Source organism: Ralstonia mojiangensis, assembly GCF_023955645.1.
In the GTDB taxonomy this organism is placed as follows: domain Bacteria; phylum Pseudomonadota; class Gammaproteobacteria; order Burkholderiales; family Burkholderiaceae; genus Ralstonia; species Ralstonia mojiangensis.
Genome location: NZ_JAMXHU010000005.1, coordinates 58285 through 79695, shown reverse-complemented (window position 1 = coordinate 79695; position 21411 = coordinate 58285). Strand labels below are relative to the sequence as shown.

Below are 21411 nucleotides of genomic sequence, written 5' to 3'. Positions count from 1 at the left end.
GGCTTGCATGGTCACGTTCTGGAGCGCTTGCATTCGCCGCTGCTTTGCCGTGCTGGTCGGGCTTGTGCTTTCGGCTGCCGCTGCGCACGGTGCGACGATGTTTGAAGACTTCACCACGCCCGACGGCGCCATGACCGTATTCGCCCAGGGCGATTACGTCGAGCCCTACGTCGCTATCGAAGCCCTGCTGGTCGCGCACCGCCTGGGTGCCGACGTGCAAGCCCCGGCCGTTGGGCTGGCCAATTGGCTGCTGCCGTATCAACAGGCCAATGGCACGTTCCCACGCCTTTGCCGCAATGGCACAGACGGCTGGGCCGCATGTGGCCACGCCGACGCGGATGACTCGCAAGCGGTGTTCTGGTGCCTGCTCGTCAATGAGGTCTTGCATGGCCCGCCGCAACTGCTGGCGAGCTGCAGCCTCGCGTTGATGCACCTGGCGACGCTGTGGGACCCGAAGCGCACGACGTTCCAGGCATTTGCCGATCGGCCGGAAGCCTACTTTGCCGACAACGTGGAAGTGGCCGGCGCACTCAAGCACTTGCGCGCCGACCCCAAGGCATCGTTGCACTACACGCTGGAGCTGGCCGCGCTGCCCACACACAAGCAAATGATGGACGGCCTTGCGCAGGCCTATGGTTACCAACGGAATGGCGCGCTGGAGCCCGCACGCGTGAGCCTGCCGCCCACGCCGTACGGCTTCTACCCGACGGCGGTTGCGCCCGTCTATCCGTGGGTGCATGACCTGGAGACTGGCTCCGCCGCCCAGCGTAAATGGGCGGTGTGGAAGTTCCGCTACGGGCAGACGTGGCTGTCGGGCAAGGCAGACCCGTTCCCGTGGGGCCTGATCGCCTGGGCTGCCTACACGCTGGGCGATACACCGACCGCGCAGAAGTGGCTGCAGGCCGCGCCGCAATGGCGCGCCGCAGGCCGCTGGAACTTGATGGAAGAGGGCGCGCTGATCGGGCTCTCGCATGCACTGGCGATTTCCGAATGAGCACACCTTCCAAGCGCATCAACTGGCGCAAGCACCTGGCCAGTCTGTTGATCCTGATCGCCTTTGCGGCCTGCGCGCTGCTGCTGGCACGCAACCTCAGCGCCGGCCCGGGCCGCCCGCAGACAGATGACATCGTGCTGGTGGTGCCCGACAACCTCGGGCAAGACAACCGCATCTACGTGCAGGCGTGGGAAGACGCCGCGCTGGAAGAGGGCTTGCGCCTGCGCACCATGTCGGCGTCGGATTTCGTGCGCCACGGGTTGAATGGCGAGCGTGTGTTTGCCGGCGTGATCCTGCCCGACACCGTGCACCGGTCGATGACCACCGCGCTCGTCAACCAGATCAGCCAGTTCGTGCAAAACGGCGGTGCGCTCATGCAGGTGTACGACGCCGGCATCCTCAACGAAAAGGGCTTCTACGAAGATGGCGCCTCGCGTATGTCGACGCTGGCCGGCGTGCAGTACGGTTTCTATTCGACGCTGCGCGAAAAGATGGCCAGCCAGGCCACCGTCTATGGCCAGCCCGATGCAATGGTCGATCTGCATATTCCGCCGGGGCGCTGGATTGTGTCGAATGGGCGTGCGGTGCTGTCGGGCTACGGCCAGGACATGCTGCAGTACCCGACCCTGCGCACACACGGCGACTACGCCGGCAAGGTGCTGCTGCGCTCCGAAGACAACTCGATCATCGCGGGCGAGCGCACCGTGGGCAAAGGCCACGTGCTGTTCGTCAACCTGCCGCTAACGTATCTGAAGCTGCGTACCGACGGCGTGCTGATGCACGGCTTCCTCAGCTACTTTGCCGGCCGCGTGCTGGAGCAGCCGCGCCTGTCGCCGGCGCCGCAGGGTGTGGGTGGCCTCGTGCTGAACTGGCACTGCGATGCGCGCATCTGTATTGACGCCACCGACAAGCTGATTGAAGACGGCGTCTTCAAGCGCGGCCCGTTCAGCTTCCACATCACCGCCGGCCCTGACCAGCGCCAGTTTGGCGACGGCTTGGGCGTCAACCTCGCCCACAACCCCGCGTTTGCGGAAGTGGTGCACGGCCTGATGAAGCAGGGGCACGAGGTGGGCAGCCACGGCGGCTGGATTCACGACTGGTTCGGCCTGAACGTGACGGAAGAGAACCAGGCCACCATGGAGACCTACCTGCAGAAGAACGCAGACGCCATCGAGGCACTGACCGGCAAACCGCAGACCGAGTATTCCGCCCCCACCGGCAACCAGCCCGAATGGGCGACGCGCTGGCTGGACGAGCACAACGTCAAGGGCTACTACTTCACCGGCAACATCGGCCAGGGGCCGACGCGCACCTATCGCAATGGCCGGCGCGACGAGCACATCTGGTCATTCCCTGTGCAGACGTATGGCCAGTACGCGACCATTGAAGAAGCCGACATGGCGCACATTCCGGAAGCGGAGATTGCGGCGTGGCTGACCTCGCTGGTGAAGTTCACCACGGACTCCGGCGAGATCCGCCTGATCTACTTCCACCCGCCCGGAGCGGTGCGCTACCTGCACGCCATTGACGCACTGATGGAAGCCGCCGACGCGGAAGAGGCACGCAAGCGCTTCCGCTGGCACACCATCACGCAGATGGCCGAGTTTGCCGAGCGGCGTGAGAAGACCGTGTGGCACACGACATCGGAGCGCGGCGACGTGCGTGTGATTGCTGAGAATCCGGAAACACTGAACGACCTGACATGGCTGTTTGCGGCGGATCGTTATGCCGAGCCGCGCGTCGAGGCGGGCCAGGCCAGCGTGGTTAGGGAAGGCAACAACTGGCGCGTGGTGGCAGGCGCCGGCACCAAGCTCGCCATTGCTGCCAAGTTGAATACGGGCAGCTAAGCACAAGACAACAAGCAGAAAGGGCCGCCGCCGCGCATCAAAAAAAGGCCGGCGCCCGCTGTCAATAACAGACGGGGAAATACCAGCGTGAACCGAACTCCAATCGCGTGGATGGCCGCGGCCATCTGCGGCATGACTGCGCCAGCGGCGTGGGCTCAGGCTGTCGAGCCGGCCGCCGCCCCGGATGCCGCCAAGCCGGCGCAAGACGCACAACCGGCGCAACCGGCGCAACCGGCGCAACCGACAGAAACTGCACAACCGGCCGAAGCGATGCAACCGGCAGAGCCGGCAACACCGCAAGAAGCCGCAACGGAAGCAGAACAACCGGCTGCACCGGAAGGTGCCGCCCCGCCGGCAGACGCCACGGCATTGGCCGCAACGCCCGTGCCGACGCCCGGCGCCAACGCGCCCACCGTGCCCCAACCGCTGCCCGAACCCTACGCCCCCGAGCGCGCCGCCATCGAGGCCGTGCTCGACACCGGCCGTATGAGCGATGGCTTTGGCGGCGCCACCGCCGTGGCCCTGCGCGGCATGATGGTCACCTCGTACGGCATCTGGCAGGCCGAGCTGGATCGGCAGAGCCGCTTTGGTTTTGCAGGCCAGTACGGCGCGCTCTCGCTCACGCGCGATCTCTCTGAGGATTACTACGTTCTCGTCGGCGCGGGCACGGGCAACAGCGAGTTGTTCTCGAAGTGGCGTGTGGATGTGGCGGGCTATCGCAAGTTCGGGCCCGACCGCCGTTTCGTGGCCGGCATCGGCGCTTACTACGCGCAGGGCCAGGACAGCGTGCGCAATGACCAGGGGCTGGTGCTGAGCACGCTGGCGTATTTCCCGTCGGTCGTGCTGGAGGGCGGCCTGCGTTTCAACCGGGCCAATCCGGGCATGGTGTTCGGCCCGAGCCAGTACATTGCGGCCACGATCGGCAACGACGAAAAGCGCGCGCTCGTGCTGCGCGTGGAACACGCCCGCGAGGCCTACCAAGTCTTGACCACCGGCACCGAGCGCGCGGACTACAACAGCATGAGCTACGCCATCCAGTGGCGCGAGCGTGTCGCGCGTGACCTGCTGCTGATCATCGGCGCGCAGTACTACCACAACCCCTTCTACAACCGCACCTACGGTGAAATCGGCTTGCGCTGGAGCTTCCGATGAACGCCAAGCCGATCGAGGAAGGGCACGCCGACGACCTGCCCACCAAGCGCCGGCTGCGCGGGCATGAGCCCAAGCGCGTGATCGGCTATCGCGGCGATCGCATCGTCATGCACCGCGCGATGCGGCGCCTATCGTTCCCGCTCACGCGCTGGATCGACGTGCTTGGGATTCCGCTGGCGCTCACCGCCGGCTACTGCGCGCTCTGGCCGACCATCGCCAGCCTGTGGGAACGCATCATCGGGTTCTGGAGCGTGGCGCTGGAAGGGCAGGTTCGCGTGGCGGCCGTGAAGGCCCTCGTACCGGGCTTCGGCGCCATTCCGTATCCGCACAGCGATGCCGCGTTGCCCACCGCTGTGCAATGGCTGGTGGGGATGATCGTCACGCTGGCGCTGCTGTTCGGCACGCGTTTCATCGGCGGCCGCGCGTTGCCGCTGGCGTATTGGCTGCGCTTTATTGGCGTGGTGCAGGCCAGCGCCCAGTTCTACTTCTTCATGTGGCCCGCGAGCTTTCCGTATGACGGCGGCGGCTCGATCGGCTCGCTCACGCAGGCGTCGGTCGTGGTGGTGCTGATCACGCCGTGGCTTTATGCGCTGATCTACAACGTGCTGGACTTCGGCCTGATCCGCAAGCTGGTGCTGTCCGTCATGGGCATGGCGTATCTGACGGTGTTCATTCCGTTTCAGTACACGCTGGCATCGGTGGTGCTGCTCAAAGGGTCGATGCTCTGGTACCCGCAGATCTTTCTGCTGTGGGCGGTGTTCCTGCAGTTCGGCACGCTGGTCGGCTTCTATGCGTGGGCCATGAGCTGGAACGCGCGCGGGGCGGGGGGGCGGCGTCTCTCGTAGGCGCGCCACCGGACTGCGAGGTGCCTTCGCGCGTCGCAGGCATGGGGCTTCGTTGGCCAACGTGGCCTGCGTACCTCCAAGAAAACGGGGCTCATACGCTGGAGCGCGACCCTGGAATGGTCGATGACGGGCGTTGATGGCTCGAACGTGACCCTCCAACCGTCGAGGTCGACCCTCGAACCGTCGAGGTCGACCCTCCGAGGGTCGAACGCGAGCCTCAAACAGTCACCTTCCACAGTCTGAGGTCGAAATCTTCGACCTCAGACAGCCGGCTTCCACCCTCGGACCGTTGAGCATGAGCCTCAGAGGGCCAATATCGACGGTTTGAGGGCGACGCTCGGGTCTCGAAGGTCCGATGTATCGGATGTTTTTGGCCCGCGTTCGGGCTTCCGAGGGCCGTGCGCCACTGTTTGATGGTGAGGCTCCACCCTCCGACTGTCGAAATCGAATGTTTAGGACGGATGCACGCACCGAAAACTGCGGCGCTCGGCCGTCTGCGGGCCAACGGCGGTGCGTTAAGGGACAGGGGTGCTTCGGCAAGGTTCGATTGCCGCGCGCTGCGAAGCGGTATCCGCAATATGCGCACCGCTGTTGAAGCCCCGAGCCTCTTGCATGGAGTCGGGACGTGGAAGAAGCGTCCGCCGCTGCAATCGGCCCAGTTCACTCAAGAAAAGGAAAAAAAACGCGGCCGAAGCCGCGCAGATCTCGCTTTCCAGAGAGAGAGGAGAGAAATTCTTACTGCTGCGCCACCGTTGCGCCCTGGGCCGCGTTGGCTGCGTTAGCCGGTGCGGCCGGGGGCAGATCACCCCAGCCACCGCCCAGCGCCTTGATGAGCCCCACGGTGGAGTTCATGCGGCTGCCGGCCAGTTGCACGCCGATACGTTCGGCGGACAGCATGTTGCGCTCAGCATCGATCACGTCCAGGTAGTTGACCGACCCCGCGTTGTAGCGCGTGCGCGAGAGTTGCGCTGCACGCGTGGAAGCGCGTACGGCATCGTCCTGTGCCTTGGATTGATCGGCCAGCAGGCGCAGTTCCGAGAGGTTGTCTTCCACCTCGCGGAAGGCGACGAGCACGCTTTCGCGGTAGTTGGCAACGTTCTCTTCGTACGCGGCACGGGCCTGCTTCACGCCGGCACTGCGTGCGCCACCGTCGAAGATCGGCAGTGATAGTGCAGTGCCCACCAGCGGCCCGAGAATCCACGTACGGCTGCCCCACTTGAGCAGGTCGCCGATGTCGTGCGACTCGTAGCCGAAGCCACCTGTGAGCTGCAGCTGCGGGAAGAACGCCGCACGCGCCACGCCAATGCGCGCGTTGGCTGCCGCCATCGAGCGCTCGGCGGCGGCTACGTCGGGGCGGCGTTCCAGCAGGGCGGAAGGCAGCCCAGCCGGTACGCGCACGTCGCCAGATTGCAGCGGGTCGGTGCCCATCGTGAAATCAGCCGGTGCCTTGCCCAGCAGCGTTGCCAGTGCGTGCTCCAGCACCGCGCGACGGCGCTGTACGCCGATGCGGTCGGAGCGTGCCGTGGCCAGTTCGGCATCGGCGCGGGCAACGTCCAGCTCGCCAATGTCGCCCGTGTTGAAGCGGCGCTGCACCAGCTTGAGCGCCTCTTCACGGCCGACCAGCGTGCGGGACAGCAAGGCCTCTTCCGCATCCAGCGTGCGCAGGCTGAAGTACGTCTGCGCCACGTCGGCCTGCAATGACAGGCGGGCGGCACGGTACAGCGCTTCGACACGCTCGGCATCGGCGCCGGCGGCATCGATGTTGTTGCGCACGCGGCCGAACAGGTCGACCTCATACGCCACGGTGGACTGCGCACGCCAGTACGTCTGCGGCTGCACGGGCGCACCGACCGGCAAGCCCGCCGATGCCGCCGAGGCCCGCTGGCGCGTCGGGCCGAAGCCCGCATCCAGTTCCGGGAACAGCGATGCACGATTGGCCTGCACGAAGGCACGTGCCTGGTTCACACGCGCAGCTGCGGCGGCCAGCGTGGGGCTGGCTTCAGCGGCCTGCGCTTCGAGCTTGTCGAGCGCCGGGTCGTTGAAGATCTTCCACCACGCGCCGTCGGCGGGCAGGGCGGGCTCGGCGGTCTTCCACTTGCCTTGCTCGTTTGCCGCCAGCGGTGCATCGGCCGCTTGTGCTGGTTGCGCTGCTTCCTTGAAGGCGTTGGGCGTGCCAACGTCCGGCTTCTCGTAGGTCGGGGCGAGCGAGCAGGCCGCGAGGAACAGCGCGGCGGCCAGCGCCAGCGGGGTCCAGCGGCCGGCGCGCATGGCCGGACCGGTTTGTTGTTGTGTCGACGCGTTCATAACGATGTCTTGATGAGTGTTGACCTTAGAGTCGCTAACAAACCCTTCCTGGCGTCGTTGCTCCTCCTTGCCGTACCTTTGTACTGTCTGCGTCGTCGCGCCTAGCCAGGACCGCTGCGCTAGGTTTTGTTAGCGACTCCTAGTGCTGGGTCGACGGCACGGGCAGCGCGCCATCCAGGTCCAGATCGCGGTCGGGTGCATCTTCAGAGCGCTGGCCGCGGCGTGCCGCCAGCGTGCGCAGCAGCACGTAGAACACCGGCGTGAGGAACAGGCCGAACAGCGTCACACCCAGCATCCCCGCGAACACGGCCACGCCCATGGCATGACGCATTTCCGCGCCGGCGCCGGTCGACACCACCAGGGGCACCACGCCCATGATGAAAGCGATCGACGTCATCAGGATCGGGCGCAGACGCAGGCGGCAGGCCTCGATGGCGGCTTCCACGATGGTGCGTCCTTGCAGCTCAAGCTCGCGCGCAAACTCGACGATCAGGATGGCGTTCTTACACGCCAGCCCCACCAGCACCACCAGACCGATCTGCGTGAAGATGTTGTTGTCTCCATGCGAGAGCCAGACGCCCAGCATGGCGGCAAACAGGCTCATCGGCACGATCAGGATCACGGCCAGCGGCAGCGTCAGGCTTTCGTACTGCGCGGCCAGCACCAGGAACACCAGCAGCACGCAGATCGGGAAGATCCACACGGCCGAGTTGCCGGCCAGGATCTGCTGATACGTCAGATCCGTCCACTCGAAGCGCACACCCTTGGGCAGCGTTTCATGTGCGATGCGTTCCACCGCCGCTTGTGCCTGACCCGAAGAGAAGCCCGGCGCGGGGCCACCGTTGATGTCGGCAGCGGTGTAGCCGTTGTAGCGCACCACCATGTCCGGTCCGAAGCCTTGCGAGACCCGCAGCAGCGATGACAGCGGAACCATGTCGCCAGCGGCGTTGCGCGTCTTCAACTGCAGGATGTCTTCTGCATGGGCGCGGAACGGCGCGTCTGCCTGCACCTTCACCTGATACGTGCGGCCGAAGCGGTTGAAGTCGTTCACGTACAGCGAGCCCAGGTACACCTGCATGGTGTCGAACACATCGGTCACCGGCACGCCAAGCTGCTTGGCCTTCACGCGGTCCAGGTCTGCGTTCAACTGCGGCACGTTGATCTGGTAGCTCGAGAACGACGGGCCCAGCTCAGGCGTCTTGCGTGCCTTTGCCATGAAGGCCTGCGTGGCGGCAAAGAGCTGCTCGTAGCCGACCGAGCCGCGGTCTTCCAGTTGCAGCTTGAAGCCACCCACCGTGCCGAGGCCTTGCACGGGCGGCGGCGGGAACACCGCAATGAAGGCGTCCTTGATGGCGCCGTATTGCTGGTTCAACTGCCCTGCGATTGCCCCGCCCGACAGGTTGGGCGTCTTGCGCTCGTCAAACGGCTTGAGCGTGACGAACACAATGCCGGCGCTCGGGCTGTTGGTGAAGCCGTTGATCGACAGGCCAGGGAACGCCACGGCGCTTTCCACGCCGGGGTGCTTCAGGGCGATGTCCGACATGCGGCGGATCACGTCTTCCGTGCGGTCCAGCGAGGCACCGTCCGGCAGCTGCGCGAAGCTCACCAGGTACTGCTTGTCCTGCATCGGCACGAAGCCGCCCGGCACCTTGTTGAACAGCAGCGCAGTCGCACCGATCAAGGCCAGGTAGATGCCCAGCATCACTGCCTTGCGGCCGATCACGCGCGACGTGCTGCGGCCATACGATTCCGATGCGGCACCAAACACGCGGTTGAACGGGCGGAAGATCCAGCCCAGGCCCTTGTCCATCGTGCGCGCCAGCCAATCCTTCGGCGCGTCATGGCTCTTGAGCAGCAGGGCGGCCAGCGCCGGCGACAGCGTGAGCGAGTTGAAGGCCGAGATGACGGTCGAGATCGAGATCGTCAGCGCGAACTGCTTGTAGAACTGACCGGTCAGGCCCGTCATGAAGGCCAGCGGCACGAACACGGCAATCAGCGTCAGGGCAATGGCGATGATCGGGCCGCTCACTTCGCGCATGGCCTTGTAGGTGGCCTCGCGTGGCGATAACCCTTCAGCGATGTTCCGCTCGACGTTTTCCACCACCACGATGGCATCGTCCACCACGATCCCGATCGCCAGCACCAGCCCGAACAGCGACAGCGCGTTGATCGAGAAGCCGAACATCAGCATCAGGCCAAACGTACCGATGATCGACACCGGCACCGCCAGCAGCGGAATGATCGAAGCACGCCACGTCTGCAGGAACAGAATCACCACGAGCACCACAAGCGCCACCGCTTCCAGCAGCGTGTGCGTGACGGCTTCGATACTCGAGCGGACGAACTGCGTCGGGTCATAGACGATGCGGTAGTCGACGCCTTCGGGAAAGTCTTCCTTCAGCTCGGCCATCGTCTTGCGCACGTCATCCGAAATCTGCAGCGCGTTGGAACCCGGCGCCTGGAAGATCGGAATGGCCACCGCCTGCTTGTTGTCCAGCAGCGAGCGCAGGCCGTATTCCGACGCAGCCAGCTCGATGCGGGCCACGTCACGCAGGGTCGTGACGGCGCCGTCGGGCGAACTCTTGAGGACGATGTCGCCGAATTCCTGCTCGGTCTTCAGCCGGCCTTGCGCGTTGACCGACAGTTGCAGATCCGTGCCCGGCACCGAGGGCGAACCGCCGATCACGCCAGCCGCCACCTGCACGTTCTGGTCGCGGATGGCCTTGACCACTTCGTTGGCAGTCAGGCCGCGCTCGGCCACCTTGTTCGGGTCGAGCCACACGCGCATCGAGTAGTCACCCGAGCCGAAGAGCTGGACCTGGCCCACACCGCTGATCCGTGCCAAACGGTCTTTGACGTTGAGCACTGCGTAGTTGCGCAGGTACGTCATGTCGTAGCGGTCGTTGGGCGACAGCAAGTGCACCACCATCGTCAGGTCGGGGCTGCTCTTGACGGTAGTCACGCCCAGGCGTTGCACCACGTCGGGCAGACGCGGCAGCGCCTGCGACACGCGGTTCTGCACGAGCTGCTGTGCCTTGTCCGGGTCGGTGCCCAGCTTGAAGGTGACCGTCGTGGTCAGGTTGCCGTCGCTGTTGGCTTGCGACTGCATGTAGAGCATGTTCTCGACGCCGTTGATCTGCTCTTCGAGCGGCGAGGCGACGGTCTCGGCAATCACCTTCGGGTTGGCGCCCGGGAACTGCGCGCGCACCACCACCGAAGGCGGTACGACCTCGGGGTACTCCGAGATCGGCAATCGCCAGATCGAGATGATCCCGATCAGCAGGATCAGCGTGGATAGCACGCCCGCAAAGATCGGGCGGTCCACGAAAAATTTAGAGAAGTTCATGGCTGTGAGCGATGAGTTTCAGTCGCGATTTAGCGCAATCGGTGCAATCAGGCGCGGTCGGCCGGAAGACGTTGGGCGTTGGCTGCGGTCTTGGCGTTCGCGGGCTTGGTTTCGGCCTTGGCGGCGGGCGCGGCGGGTGTTTCGGCTTTGGCTTCGGCGGGTGCGGCCGGGGCTTCCGGCTGTGCGCCCGGCAACACCACGCGCTTGGTGACCAGGCTATCCATGGTCACCGTATTGGGTGCCACGGCGTCGCCCGGGCGCACGCGCTGGATGCCGTTCACGACGATGCGGTCACCCGCCTTCAGGCCCGACTTCACCACGCGCAGGCCGTCAATGGAGGCGCCCAGCACCACCGGGCGATAGCTCGTCTTGTTGGCGGCATCCACCACCAGGACGAACTTCTTGTCCTGGTCCGTGCCGATGGCCTTGTCGCTGATCAGGATGGCGTCGTGCGGTGCGCCGGTGCTCATGCGCACGCGGGCGTAGAGGCCCGGCGTGAGGCGGCCGTCTGCGTTGTCCAGCGTGGCGCGCACGCGGATGGTGCCCGAGCGCACGTCCAGCCGGTTGTCGACGGACTGGATCACGCCTTCGCGCGTGTAGCCGTCTTCATTGGCCAGCCCGATGTAGACCGGTGTCTTCGTGCCCTGGGCCGCCTTGGCGGAGTAGCGCAGGTAGCTTTGCTCATCCGCATCGAACGCGACGTACATCGGCGAGACCGAGACCAGCGTCGTCAATACCGGGGCAGCGCCACCGGCGGAAACGACGTTGCCGACCGTAATCTCCGCGCGCGACACGCGGCCCGCGACCGGCGCCACGATGTGCGTGTACTCCAGGTTCAGCTTGGCGGCATCCAGCGCGGCAGCGGCGCCTTGCAGGTTGGCCTGTGCCTCGCGTGCGGCGTTTTCCTTCTCTTCGAACTCGCGGCGCGCGATGGCGTTGTCGGCCACCAGCTTTCGTGCACGGTCCAGCTCCGACGTGGTGTAGGCCACGCGCGATTTGGCGGCCGTCAGCGCGGCTTGCGTGCGGGCGACTTCGGCAGCGTAGGGGCGCGGGTCGATGGTGAACAGCGCGTCGCCCTTCTTGACGATGCTGCCGTCCTTGAAGTGGACGGCGGTGACGGTGCCGCTCACCAGCGGGCGGACTTCAACGCGTTGAACGGCTTCAATGCGGCCGGAAAACTCGTCCCATTCGGCCACGTTCTTTGCCAGGACCGGTGCCACATCCACCGGCGTGGCGGCGGGGGCGGCTGCCGGCTGCTGCGATGCGCCGGCACTGGAGACCAGACCGTAGGTGCCCACAGCTGCAACGCCGAGCACGGCGGCAACCGAAATGGCGAGTGTGCGTTTGGACAGGCTCATGATGACTCTCTCAATTTTGTTGGGTAAGCAAAGAGAAAAAGACTGGATAAAAGCGCGTTGGCCGCAGCGTAGAAACACGCGGGCGGCCTCGCACTCCGTTTCTTGTTGTATGGGTTCAGCCAGGCGTCTCCGCGGTCGGGTCGATGGAGGTGCGGTCCTTTCGATCCGCACGTGCACGGCGTTTGCGTGGCGCAGCGGCTTGACGCGTCATCCCGAGGTGCCAGCGCAGGAAGCACGTCATCTCGTCTTGCGCCACCGCGCTCATGGCAATCGAGTCATGGCAGGCCTCGTTCACGCGCACGACTTGCGTGACGACGCCTGCTTCAATCAGGCACGCGGCATAGCGCTCGGCTTCGGTGCGCAACAGGTCTTGCGGCGCGGTGAGCAGCAGGGCGGGGGGCAGGCCCTGCAGGCGGCGCGATTCCACCGGTGCGGCGTAGGGGTGCACGCGCTCGGTCGGGCGGGGCAGGTATTGGCGATAGCAATCGGCGCAGACTTCGGCCGAGTTATCGGCGTCGGCGAGGTGATCAGGGCGCACGCGGGCCATGGTCGGATCGAGCATCGGCGCGATCAGGACCTGCGCGCGCAGGTTCGGGCCGCCGCGGTCGCGCGCAATCATCGTGAGCGCGGCAGACAGGTTGCCGCCGGCGTCATGCCCGGCCACCGCCATGCGGCGACGGTCAATACCCCATGCGCCGGCATGGTCTGCCATGCAGCACAGCGCGGCGTACACATCTTCGGGTGCGGCAGGAAAAGGTGCAGCCGGTGCCAGCGAATAGCCGACCGTCACCACCACTGCCGGCAATGTGGCGGCCAGGAGGCGCGCCGGCGCATCGGCATCGTCAATCGAGCCGCGTACGAAACCACCGCCATGCAGGTACAGCACGCCGGGGCGGCGCAACGGCGCGGCGGCATCGTCGGCGTGCATTTCAGGGCGGTACACACGCAGGCGGATGCGGCTGGCGTAACCCTGCGTCCAATAGTCTTCGGACGTGACCTCGCGCGGCAGCGGCCCCGCACCAGCCGTTTCCTCGCACGCAGAAGCTTGCTCAGGCAGCTTGGATGCTGCGCCGCGCAATTTGTTATTCACTGCAACATTTGAGGGGGCGGACGTTGCGTACGGCCGTGCTGGACGAACAGCGGCTGAAGCCGCATCGCTGGTCAGCGAACGATCCGAAACAACGAGGCGCGGCGGAGAAGAACCCATGATGTCAGGCGGGGCTTACCTTTGCGGATAACCCGGATATCGATGGGCTGAATGATGGTGATTAGACGACCGCGGATAAATGCCTATAATCAGACATCACTATTAGTTGCAGCCGAACAATCAATATTTACGGTTGTGCTACAAAGTGTCATTGCTCGAGGCCGATCTTGTTGCACTGCGAAAACCCGTAGTCGCCGCCTTCCTGATCGCGCCTCATGCTCAGAGCGCGTGCGTTTCTCGAGCATGAGCAGACCCCTTGATTCCACAGGTCCGGCGCATTGCCCGTTTGATTCGGGCAGTGCGCCCGCCCCGTGGAGTCCGTCCCTAAGGAGCCGCAGATGGATCGCTTGCAGGCCATGCAGGTTTTCACGCGTGTCGTGGAGGCCAGCAGTTTCACCAAGGCTGCCGACAGCCTTCAGTTACCCCGCGCCACGGTGACGAACCTGGTGCAAAGCCTTGAGGCGCATCTTGGCGTGCGCCTGCTGCACCGGACCACGCGCCGCGTGAATGTCACTGCCGATGGCGCTGCGTATTACGAGCGCTGCGTGCGTCTGCTCGGCGACCTGGAAGAGACGGAGGCCGCGTTCTCGCAAAGCGCATCGGGGGCACGCGGCACCTTGCGCATCGACGTGCCTGCGTCGATTGGCAAACGGTTGCTTGTGCCGCGCATTCGCGATTTTCACGAGGCGTACCCCGATCTTCAGCTGGAGATCGGCATGAGCGACCGCACTGTCGACCTCGTGCAGGAGGGCGTGGATTGCGCCGTGCGTGGCGGGGAGTTGCAGGACTCCAGCCTTGTCGCGCGCCGCATCGGCCAGTTGTCGATGGTCAATTGCGCGTCGCCCGAATATCTGGCCCGCTGCGGCACGCCCCTGACGTTGGAAGACCTGCAGGACCACACAGCGGTGAATTACTTCTCTGCGCGCAACGGCCGCCGCATGGACTGGGATTTCGTGATCGACGGGCAGAAGCAGATCCACAAGGTGCGCAGCATGGTCTCCGTCAACGATGCCGAGTCGGCCGTGGCATGCGGCCTGCATGGCCTGGGGCTGCTGCAGACCTCGCGCTTCCTGGTGTACGAGCACCTGATGTCGGGCGCGCTGGTGGAGGTGCTGCCGGATCATATTTCCGAGCCGGTGCCCATCTCGGTGGTGTATCCGCACAACCGGCATCTGTCGCCCAAGGTGCGGGTGTTCGTCGACTGGGTGGCGACGCTGTTTGCCGACCACCCGTGCCTGCAGCTCAAGGAAAATCCGCGGCTGCAGATTGTTAGCGCCGCCTGAACAGTTATTTCTGCAAAGTCGCATTTATCAGGCGGGAGCAACGATCTATTCTGCCCTCCAAGCGCAACAACGAGCGCAAACGAACAAGGAACAGATCATGAACTCCCGCCTCTTCTCCGCTTTTTCCCGCCGCGCCGTCCTGGCCATGGTGGCCACCGTGTCGGCTTCCGCCGCACTGCTGTCGCAGCCTGCAACGGCTTCCATCCAGCCCAACTTTGACGCTCCGGCCGCGACGCAGGCGGGCCGCTTCGACCCATACACCCAAGGCGCCGACCGCCAGGCAGACACTTACGGCTATCTGTCGTGGAAGAACGATCGCTTTGATCCGTACAGCCAAGGCGCGGATCGCCAGGCCGACACGTATGGCTACCTGTCGTGGAATGGCGATGCGAGCTACCCGAACGGTGGCGCTGCATCGCGCGCATAAACCGCGCACCAACTGAATTTCTCCTCCTCCCTGTTGCGGCGTGACTTCACCGGTCATGCCGCATTTTTATTGGCGCGGGAACCGGGGGCGCCAGGGCGCCGATGTGGGGTTGGGAGTATCGTGGCAGGCATGCAGACCGTCATCCTCACGTTCGATTCCAGTCTGACGCCGCTTCTTCCGATGGCGTTGCGCGGGCATCCCGTCGTGCGCGCGTGGGCAGAGGGCGCCACGCTCAAGCACGCCATCGAGGCGCTTGGCGTGCCGCATACCGAAGTGGGGCAAGTACTGGTGGATGGCGCACCCATGGGGCTGGAGGCCATGTTGCCCGGCCGGGGGCACGTTGCGGTGTCAGCCGTGGAGCCCCTGTTGCCGACCGCGCCGCTGCATCTTCTGTGCGACGCCCACCTGGGGGCGACGGCTCGGCTGCTGCGCATGGCGGGCTTTGACACCGCCTACGACAACAACTATGCCGACGCGGCCATCGAAGCGCTGGCCCTGAGCGAAGACTGGATCGTGCTCTCGCGTGACCGTGAGCTTCTCAAGCGACGCGGCATCCGGCGGGGCGCATTCATCCGCGCGCGGGAGCCGCAGGCGCAGATGCGCGAAATCGTCGCGCGTCTTCGGCTGGCTGATGTGGCCAAGCCGTTCTCACGCTGTCTCGAATGCAATGTGCCGCTGCGAATGCTGAGCCCGGAAGAGGCTTCCGCCAGCGTGCCGCCCCGCGTGCGCGAGCGCCAACGCCTCTTTAGCACCTGCGATGTCTGTCGGCGTATCTATTGGCCCGGTTCGCACTGGGCACGCATGAATGCCGTATTGGCCGACATGCTGTCGCCCCAGGCCGACGCATCGTCAGACATACCGGAAGCCGCCGAGCGTATGTCGCGCACCGGCAGCGCAGGCGCCTGACTACTACGACGGCGCGTTGCGCAGGTCGGCCACAAACCGCTCGCGCCAGATGGTGAGGTTGGCGGCCCGCAGCCGATCCATCATGTGGGCGTAGCGCGCCTTGCGCTCTTCCAGTGGCATCGTCAATGCGCGGTTCAGTGCCTCGGCCATGCCGCGCGTGTCGTACGGGTTGACGATCAGTGCGGCATCCAGCTCGCGCGCCGCGCCGGCAAAGCGCGAGAGCACCAGCACGCCCGGGTCTTCCGGGTCTTGAGCGGCCACGTATTCCTTGGCGACAAGGTTCATGCCATCGCGCAACGGCGTGACATAGCCGATCTGCGAGCTGCGGAAGAGCGCCATCAGCACGCGCCGTTCGTACTGCTTGTTGATGTAGCGGATGGGCGTCCAGTCCAGCTCTGAATGCTTGCCGTTGATACGGCCCGACTCCGCTTCGAGCCGTTGCCGGATCTGCTGATAGCTCTGCACGTCCTGACGCGACGTGGGCGCAATCTGGATGAAGGTCACGTGCCGGCGGTGGTCCGGAAAATCGTCCAGCAACTGCTCGAATGCGCGGAACCGTTCAGGCAATCCTTTTGAATAGTCGAGCCGATCCACGCTCATGATGAGTCTCGGCGGCTGCTGGCCTTGACCTTGCCCCTGACCCACGGCGCGCTCGCCGCGCGGGCTCGCATGCCGCGTGAATGGATTGCGCCGCGCCAGCGATGCCTTGGCTTGCTGCGCAATCTCGTCCGGGTGCACGCCGATCGGGTAGACCTCGGCACGCAGCGTGTGCCCGTAGGCGTGCACGGGGCCGTTCTGTTCCTTCTGTTCGATGTAGCCGCGCGCCTCGCGCTCGATGTAGTCGTAGAAGGCGACGCGATCGGTCTCAGTCTGGAAACCGACCAGATCGTACGCACAGAGCGCACGCATCAGGTCTTCATGCGGCGGAATCGTCGTCAGGATTTCCGGCGACGGAAACGGAATGTGCAGGAAGAAGCCGATGCGGTTGGTCAGCCCCAGCGCGCGGCACTCGGCGGCAAACGGGATCAGGTGATAGTCGTGCACCCAGAGGATGTCATCGGGCTGCACCAGCGCCTTGAGCTGATGCGCGAACTGCGCATTCACGCGGCGGTAGCCGTGGTACTCCTGACGCTCGTAGCGCGAGAGATCCACGCGGTAGTGGAAGATCGGCCACAGCGTCGCGTTGGCAAAGCCCCGGTAGTACTGGTCGTAGTCTTTGCGGTTCAGGCCGACGGTGGCATAGGTGATATTGCCCTTGGTGACGATGTTGGGCTCGTGCGAAACGGTGGTCGCGGTTTCGCCGCTCCAGCCAAACCAGATGCCGCCGGTTTCACGCAGCGCATCGAACACACCCACGGCCAGGCCCCCGGCCGTCCCCTGGCCTTCGGCAACGGGCGCCACGCGGTTGGAGACCACAATGAGTCGGCTCATGCGGCACCTCGCTCTGGCGGGGCCGTAAGCGTTGTCAGCCATGCGCGGAATGCCGCGGCGTCTTGCATGCGCCAGCGGGCCTGGCTCGGGCCCGCGCCCACCTTGATCGACCAGCCCTCCAGCGCATTGACGGCATCGAAGGCGCTTTCATCGGTCAGGTCGTCGCCGGCAAACAGCACGGTGCGGCCCATGAAGGGCGGCTCGGTCATCAGGGTGTGCACCACGTCGCCCTTGCTGGCGCCGCGCGGCTTGAGTTCTACAACCATCTTGCCGGCCTGCAGGCGCACGTGGTCGGCATAGCGGCGCGCGAGGCGGTCAGCCACCGTCAGCACGGCGTTCTCAGCCTCGGGCGCGTGGCGGTAGTGCAGGGCGAAAGCGATGCCCTTGCTCTCCAGCACCACGCCGGAAAACTGTGTCGACAACTGTGTGAGTTCGGCGCGCAACTCGCTCTCCAGCCGCGCGAGCGCATCGGTGTTGGTGTTCAGGCGAACGAAGCCGCCGTCTGCATAGCGGCGTTCGGCGCCGTGCACACCGGCGATGACGAGCCCCGGCAGCGACAGACGAGACTCCACGTCGTGCACCGTGCGCCCACTGATGATCGCCAATGCGCCCCCGCTTGCGGCGTGCAGTGCGGCCAGCGTTTCACGCAGCGGCGCGGAGACATGCACAGCATCGGGCTGCGGCGCGATGTCGACGAGCGTGCCATCAAAGTCCAGGAGGAATGCCGTTTGGCCCAGATCGAGCGAGGGCAGCGGCGCTGCGTTGGCAGAAGACTGAGGAGAGACGTTTTTGGACAAACCGGTTCTTGGGAATGTGCGTGATGCGCCTTTTCACGCAAGAATCGGGCCGGCCAGAGGGCGGCGGCACCTCACGTTGTCATTTCGCCATTCTTCGCGCGCGTGGCGGGGGCAGTGTGTGTAAAAACGGAAGCAGGATGCAAATCCTTCACAGGCTTGCCGCCATAGCGGCCTCAACTCTCAACTGTGGAACCACCCGTTGACTGTGAAGCGGCCATCCTCCATGCGGCCCGACGGCACGCTCACGGGCCGCAGTTCGTGCATGAGAAAGCTCGGGAACACGATCAGCCGATTCTGCACGGGCGCGATGTCGACGAAATCTGTGGTTTCGCGCCAGCGCCGGCCATCGGTGCGCGATGCATAGAGCCGCAGGTCGCCGCCTTCAAACGTCTTCGGTTCGCGGTGGAAGTAGTAGATGAACGTGACGCGGCGCGTGCGCAACTGCGCATGGGTGTTGTCGTTGTGAACCTTGAAGAATTCGCCATGACCAGTCACGGTGAGCTGCACTTCCAGACGCTGAACCGGAAACGGCGCGATGCGCAAGCGCTCGAAGATGTTGTCGGCACAGGCGAGCAGACGCTCTTCGAACAGCGCCATGATGGTCGGCTCGTCGTAGCGCACGCGCGATCTGCGGATGTCGAGTTCGACGCCGCCGCCGGCCGCGTTGAGTACGGCAGAAGGTCGGAATGCGGCCGGGTCCGCCAGCGCCGCTTCGCGCACGAGCTCGAACTCGTTGGGCGGCAGGAATTCGTCGCATGACGCCCACCATGGCGGATGGACGAGCTCCACTGGTAACAGGTCGGGCCAGGATGCCGTCGGCAAGTGCTGTGGTTCGAATTTCAATTGAGCGACCCACGAAAGTTGAGGTTGACGTAGTGCAGCAGCAGCGAGGTCGAGATGTGTCCTTCGGGCAAGGCCTCACGAAAATGGACCACGCGCGGGCCGGCATAGACGAGCGCATCACCCAGGCTTTGATAGACCAGCACTTCGGCATCGGGCAGGCCCAGACGGATGGGCCACGAGGCTTCGAGGGTCGGTTCGGGCGTGTAGTCCACGGCGATCGTCAGGCTGTATTCACACTGCGGCCGGTCGACATGCCGGTGCAGGACCGCGCCCTGCGTATACGCCGCAAGGTAGGCGTACGACGGTTTGACCAGAGCGCCCACCACGTGCGAGATCAACGGCGTGAGGCGCGCCTGCAGCGTTCGCAGCATCGGATCATTGTGGGCGCGGTATCGGCGCGGCACTTGCGGGTCGCCAAACCGGATGGCGCCCGAGCGTACGCCGTGACGGAGGTAGCGCCGCAAGACTGCCACCTCGTACGGGTGCAGGGCGTCGGTCACCACGCCATAGTTTTCCCGGGCGAACGACGCCCGCGCGGCTTCGAGCGCCGGCGCCTGCGCGGCATCGATTTGGGCGGCCGATACCAGCACGCCAGCGTCAACGAGCACGTTATGCATGAACGGGTCCATTGACGGGGCGACGTCGCCGGGCAGCATCCGGCGCAGGCTGCTCCAGACATTCGGGCTGACGGCGAAGGTGCGCCCGATGCGACGGTCAGGGTCTGCAACATGCAGCAGCCAGCCTTGCTCCGATTGCCCAAAGCGCAGCCGCGGATTGATACGCAGCGGCTGATCCGACATCGCGCGGGCGCGGATGCGCTGCACCGCTGCACGCGGTGCGAGAACGTCCGGCTGATAGTCAAGCATGGGGGCGATCACGCTGGCCTCCGTTTTATTTGACCGAAAGCTCTGCCAGCACGACAGCGACCAGCAGCGGCCTGGCGTTGGGTCCGACAGGGGCGACGATCTCCGCAGGCCGCAAAGCGGGCACGACCACGGCGCGCCCCGTGGAGAGCGGTACCACGATCTGTCCACGGCGAGGGTCGACACCCGCCAGGCGCAGCGGTCCGCGCAGCATGCGCAGCGATGCATTGGCCGTGCCCGTGCTGCCGAGCGTTGCCACCAGCACCACGTCGTTGGCGTGCGCAGGCTGGTTGGCCAGATCGACGCGCGTGCTGGTACCGGGCTGCAGCGCGAGCACAGACACACGAATCCGGCCCACTTGCCGCGCACGCGGCGCAAGTCGGCGGGCGGCACCCGGCAAGGCCTGCTCCACGGGGCCTACGAGCAGCTTGTCGATCTGCGGAGCGTCGCGCAGCACCTGGATGCGCACCGGCGCAGGAGCCAGGGTTTCGCTGGCTTCGATCGAACGCGTGTAGACGACTTGGGTTTCAAAGCGCGCGCCCGCCGCAGCCACTGCACCGGCCACTTGCTGCAACACCGCCATGCTGGCGAACTGGTCGACGATGGATTCGAGCGCGCCAGGATCCAGCACGCCGTTCCACCGGCCCTCCGGGTCGGATGGCCCAGGTTCTGGCGAACCGGGGTCTGACGGGCCCGGATCGACGGGGCCTGGGTCTCCTGGGCTCCCAGGGTCCGCAGGTCCGGGGCCACCCGGATCTACCGGCCCAGGATTGATGGGGCCAGTCGGTTCTCCCGGCCCAACAGGGCCTGGGCCGCCGGGGTCCCCCGGGTCGCCGGGGCCGACAGGACCGACCGGGCCGGGCTCGCCAGGATCGACCGGTTCCGGATTTCCTGGCTCGCCAGGTTGGGGGTCGCCCGGCCAGCCTGGGTCGATCGGTTGCGGATCGCCCGGATCAATCGGTTCCGGAGGCGGTGGAACCCCCGGATCGCCGAGTGGGATCGGCGGAAAGATGGGTTGGGGACCGTGCGGGAAGAACGGGTCGTCTGGCGGCAGCGAAGGCGGCACGGGAATCGGAAACCAGGGCGGTACGCCGGGAACCGGTACGGGTTGTGGATCGACCGGAATGGGGATGGGAACGGGCACCGGGCCCGGCCCCGGGTTCGGCGGGACAGGCGGAATGGATGGCGGAAAAAGCGGCGGCGGGTTCAACGGCGGCCACACCCATGGCCCGCCGCTCGGGTCATTCGCGACGGGGCCGATGGGCGATGGGGCAATCGGGCCAAAGATGCCTGGCTCAGACACCACGGGCGCCACCGGATGCGCGACCACCGGCCCTACCGCCGGATTGACCTGTGCCGGTACGCGGCCTCCGGCGCCCAGGAGATGCGAGGCGATGGCCGCACCGAGGACATCGCTGGCGCGCTTGCCGAGCGTGTTGGACAGCGCGGTATGAATCGCGTTGCCTACGTTCGGATCGGTGGTCTGCGTCTTGAGCTGTGCGACGAGACTGGCGAGCAGTTCGCGCTCGCGCTCGGAGAGCACACTCGGATGGGTCGACAGGTCTGCGCCAAGAGCACGCAGCAGATCGGATGATCCGGAGTTGGAAGGCTGGTCGGGCATGGCGCGATCCTCCGGCGATGGCCGTGGTTGTGCCCATGCACCGTCCCACCCCACCGCAAGGCGTGCCGCTTCCTCTTGCGTGCTACTACGGCCTGATGGCCGGTTGAGCGGCTTGCGCAATGGCATCTAAGGTCACGGCGCGCACTTCAGCAAGCGCAGGAAAGCCCTTTCATGCGTCTATTTTTTT

16 protein-coding genes are annotated in these 21411 nt (G+C 65.5%); 7 read left to right on the top strand and 9 right to left on the bottom strand.

Going from position 1 to position 21411, the window contains the following annotated elements; translation table 11 throughout:
• Positions 1-7 precede the first annotated feature (7 nt).
• From NG898_RS20860 to NG898_RS20845, 4 genes are all read left to right on the top strand, one after another.
• Complete coding sequence (locus NG898_RS20860) at positions 8-994, top strand: hypothetical protein (protein ID WP_252694230.1); 987 nt, start codon at positions 8-10, stop codon at positions 992-994.
• Positions 991-2841, top strand: coding sequence for a polysaccharide deacetylase family protein (locus tag NG898_RS20855; protein ID WP_252694229.1), 1851 nt, complete (start codon positions 991-993; stop codon positions 2839-2841). Before NG898_RS20860 ends, NG898_RS20855 begins: the two co-directional genes overlap by 4 nt.
• An 87-nt stretch (positions 2842-2928) precedes the next feature.
• Positions 2929-3993 (top strand): YaiO family outer membrane beta-barrel protein, encoded by a 1065-nt coding sequence (locus NG898_RS20850; protein WP_252694228.1) that lies wholly within the window; start codon positions 2929-2931, stop codon positions 3991-3993.
• Positions 3990-4838 carry a hypothetical protein gene (locus tag NG898_RS20845; RefSeq protein ID WP_252694227.1) on the top strand — a complete coding sequence of 283 codons (849 nt, stop codon included), beginning with the start codon at positions 3990-3992 and terminating at the stop codon, positions 4836-4838. The genes NG898_RS20850 and NG898_RS20845 overlap by 4 nt, the downstream gene beginning before the upstream one ends.
• Positions 4839-5573: 735 nt before the next feature.
• Here the strand turns inward: NG898_RS20845 and NG898_RS20840 are convergent.
• The 4 genes from NG898_RS20840 to NG898_RS20825 form a co-directional block, all read right to left on the bottom strand.
• Positions 5574-7142, bottom strand: a complete 1569-nt coding sequence (locus NG898_RS20840) for an efflux transporter outer membrane subunit (RefSeq protein ID WP_289813090.1) — start codon at positions 7140-7142, stop codon at positions 5574-5576.
• Positions 7143-7281: 139 nt separating this feature from the next.
• Positions 7282-10488 (bottom strand): efflux RND transporter permease subunit, encoded by a 3207-nt coding sequence (locus tag NG898_RS20835; RefSeq protein ID WP_252694226.1) that lies wholly within the window; start codon positions 10486-10488, stop codon positions 7282-7284.
• A gap of 47 nt (positions 10489-10535) precedes the next feature.
• The gene (locus tag NG898_RS20830; protein WP_252694225.1) at positions 10536-11846 is read right to left on the bottom strand and encodes an efflux RND transporter periplasmic adaptor subunit; all 1311 of its coding nucleotides are present in this window, start codon (positions 11844-11846) and stop codon (positions 10536-10538) included.
• Positions 11847-11961: 115 nt separating this feature from the next.
• Positions 11962-13053 (bottom strand): alpha/beta hydrolase, encoded by a 1092-nt coding sequence (locus NG898_RS20825; RefSeq protein ID WP_252694224.1) that lies wholly within the window; start codon positions 13051-13053, stop codon positions 11962-11964.
• A 338-nt stretch (positions 13054-13391) separates the two neighbouring features.
• Here NG898_RS20825 and NG898_RS20820 point away from each other — a divergent pair, with 338 nt between their 5' ends.
• From NG898_RS20820 to NG898_RS20810, 3 genes are all read left to right on the top strand, one after another.
• A complete protein-coding gene (locus NG898_RS20820; RefSeq protein WP_092971951.1) occupies positions 13392-14336 on the top strand; it encodes a LysR family transcriptional regulator in 945 nt (314 codons plus the stop codon).
• A 97-nt stretch (positions 14337-14433) separates the two neighbouring features.
• Positions 14434-14763, top strand: a complete 330-nt coding sequence (locus NG898_RS20815; protein WP_252694223.1) for a hypothetical protein — start codon at positions 14434-14436, stop codon at positions 14761-14763.
• Positions 14764-14892: 129 nt separating this feature from the next.
• A complete protein-coding gene (locus NG898_RS20810) occupies positions 14893-15669 on the top strand; it encodes a Mut7-C ubiquitin/RNAse domain-containing protein (RefSeq protein ID WP_252694222.1) in 777 nt (258 codons plus the stop codon).
• Between the two features lie 3 nt (positions 15670-15672).
• On the opposite strand, the gene otsA is transcribed toward NG898_RS20810, so the two are convergent.
• The 5 genes from otsA to NG898_RS20785 all read right to left on the bottom strand — a co-directional run bounded on the left by otsA (position 15673) and on the right by NG898_RS20785 (position 21224).
• Positions 15673-17100: an alpha,alpha-trehalose-phosphate synthase (UDP-forming) gene (gene otsA / locus NG898_RS20805; protein ID WP_252694221.1), complete on the bottom strand. Its 1428-nt coding sequence runs from the start codon at positions 17098-17100 to the stop codon at positions 15673-15675.
• Complete coding sequence (otsB, locus tag NG898_RS20800) at positions 17097-17897, bottom strand: trehalose-phosphatase (RefSeq protein WP_252694220.1); 801 nt, start codon at positions 17895-17897, stop codon at positions 17097-17099. The genes otsA and otsB overlap by 4 nt, the downstream gene beginning before the upstream one ends.
• Before the next feature lie 180 nt (positions 17898-18077).
• Positions 18078-18719 (bottom strand): 2OG-Fe(II) oxygenase, encoded by a 642-nt coding sequence (locus tag NG898_RS20795; RefSeq protein ID WP_252694219.1) that lies wholly within the window; start codon positions 18717-18719, stop codon positions 18078-18080.
• Between the two features lie 17 nt (positions 18720-18736).
• Positions 18737-19618: a hypothetical protein gene (locus tag NG898_RS20790; RefSeq protein ID WP_252694218.1), complete on the bottom strand. Its 882-nt coding sequence runs from the start codon at positions 19616-19618 to the stop codon at positions 18737-18739.
• 13 nt (positions 19619-19631) lie between these two features.
• Positions 19632-21224 (bottom strand): hypothetical protein, encoded by a 1593-nt coding sequence (locus tag NG898_RS20785; RefSeq protein ID WP_252694217.1) that lies wholly within the window; start codon positions 21222-21224, stop codon positions 19632-19634.
• Positions 21225-21411: the final 187 nt, after the last annotated feature.

Bases quoted from the DNA above. Each gene is read 5' to 3' on its own strand.
- NG898_RS20810 (WP_252694222.1), top strand. From the start codon at position 14,893: ATGCAGACCGTCATCCTCACGTTCGATTCCAGTCTGACGCCGCTTCTT.
- NG898_RS20785 (WP_252694217.1), bottom strand. From the start codon at position 21,224: ATGCCCGACCAGCCTTCCAACTCCGGATCATCCGATCTGCTGCGTGCT.
- NG898_RS20840 (WP_289813090.1), bottom strand. From the start codon at position 7,142: ATGAACGCGTCGACACAACAACAAACCGGTCCGGCCATGCGCGCCGGC.
- NG898_RS20825 (WP_252694224.1), bottom strand. From the start codon at position 13,053: ATGGGTTCTTCTCCGCCGCGCCTCGTTGTTTCGGATCGTTCGCTGACC.
- NG898_RS20855 (WP_252694229.1), top strand. From the start codon at position 991: ATGAGCACACCTTCCAAGCGCATCAACTGGCGCAAGCACCTGGCCAGT.
- NG898_RS20835 (WP_252694226.1), bottom strand. From the start codon at position 10,488: ATGAACTTCTCTAAATTTTTCGTGGACCGCCCGATCTTTGCGGGCGTG.
- NG898_RS20845 (WP_252694227.1), top strand. From the start codon at position 3,990: ATGAACGCCAAGCCGATCGAGGAAGGGCACGCCGACGACCTGCCCACC.
- otsA (WP_252694221.1), bottom strand. From the start codon at position 17,100: ATGAGCCGACTCATTGTGGTCTCCAACCGCGTGGCGCCCGTTGCCGAA.
- NG898_RS20830 (WP_252694225.1), bottom strand. From the start codon at position 11,846: ATGAGCCTGTCCAAACGCACACTCGCCATTTCGGTTGCCGCCGTGCTC.
- NG898_RS20820 (WP_092971951.1), top strand. From the start codon at position 13,392: ATGGATCGCTTGCAGGCCATGCAGGTTTTCACGCGTGTCGTGGAGGCC.
- NG898_RS20815 (WP_252694223.1), top strand. From the start codon at position 14,434: ATGAACTCCCGCCTCTTCTCCGCTTTTTCCCGCCGCGCCGTCCTGGCC.
- NG898_RS20860 (WP_252694230.1), top strand. From the start codon at position 8: ATGGTCACGTTCTGGAGCGCTTGCATTCGCCGCTGCTTTGCCGTGCTG.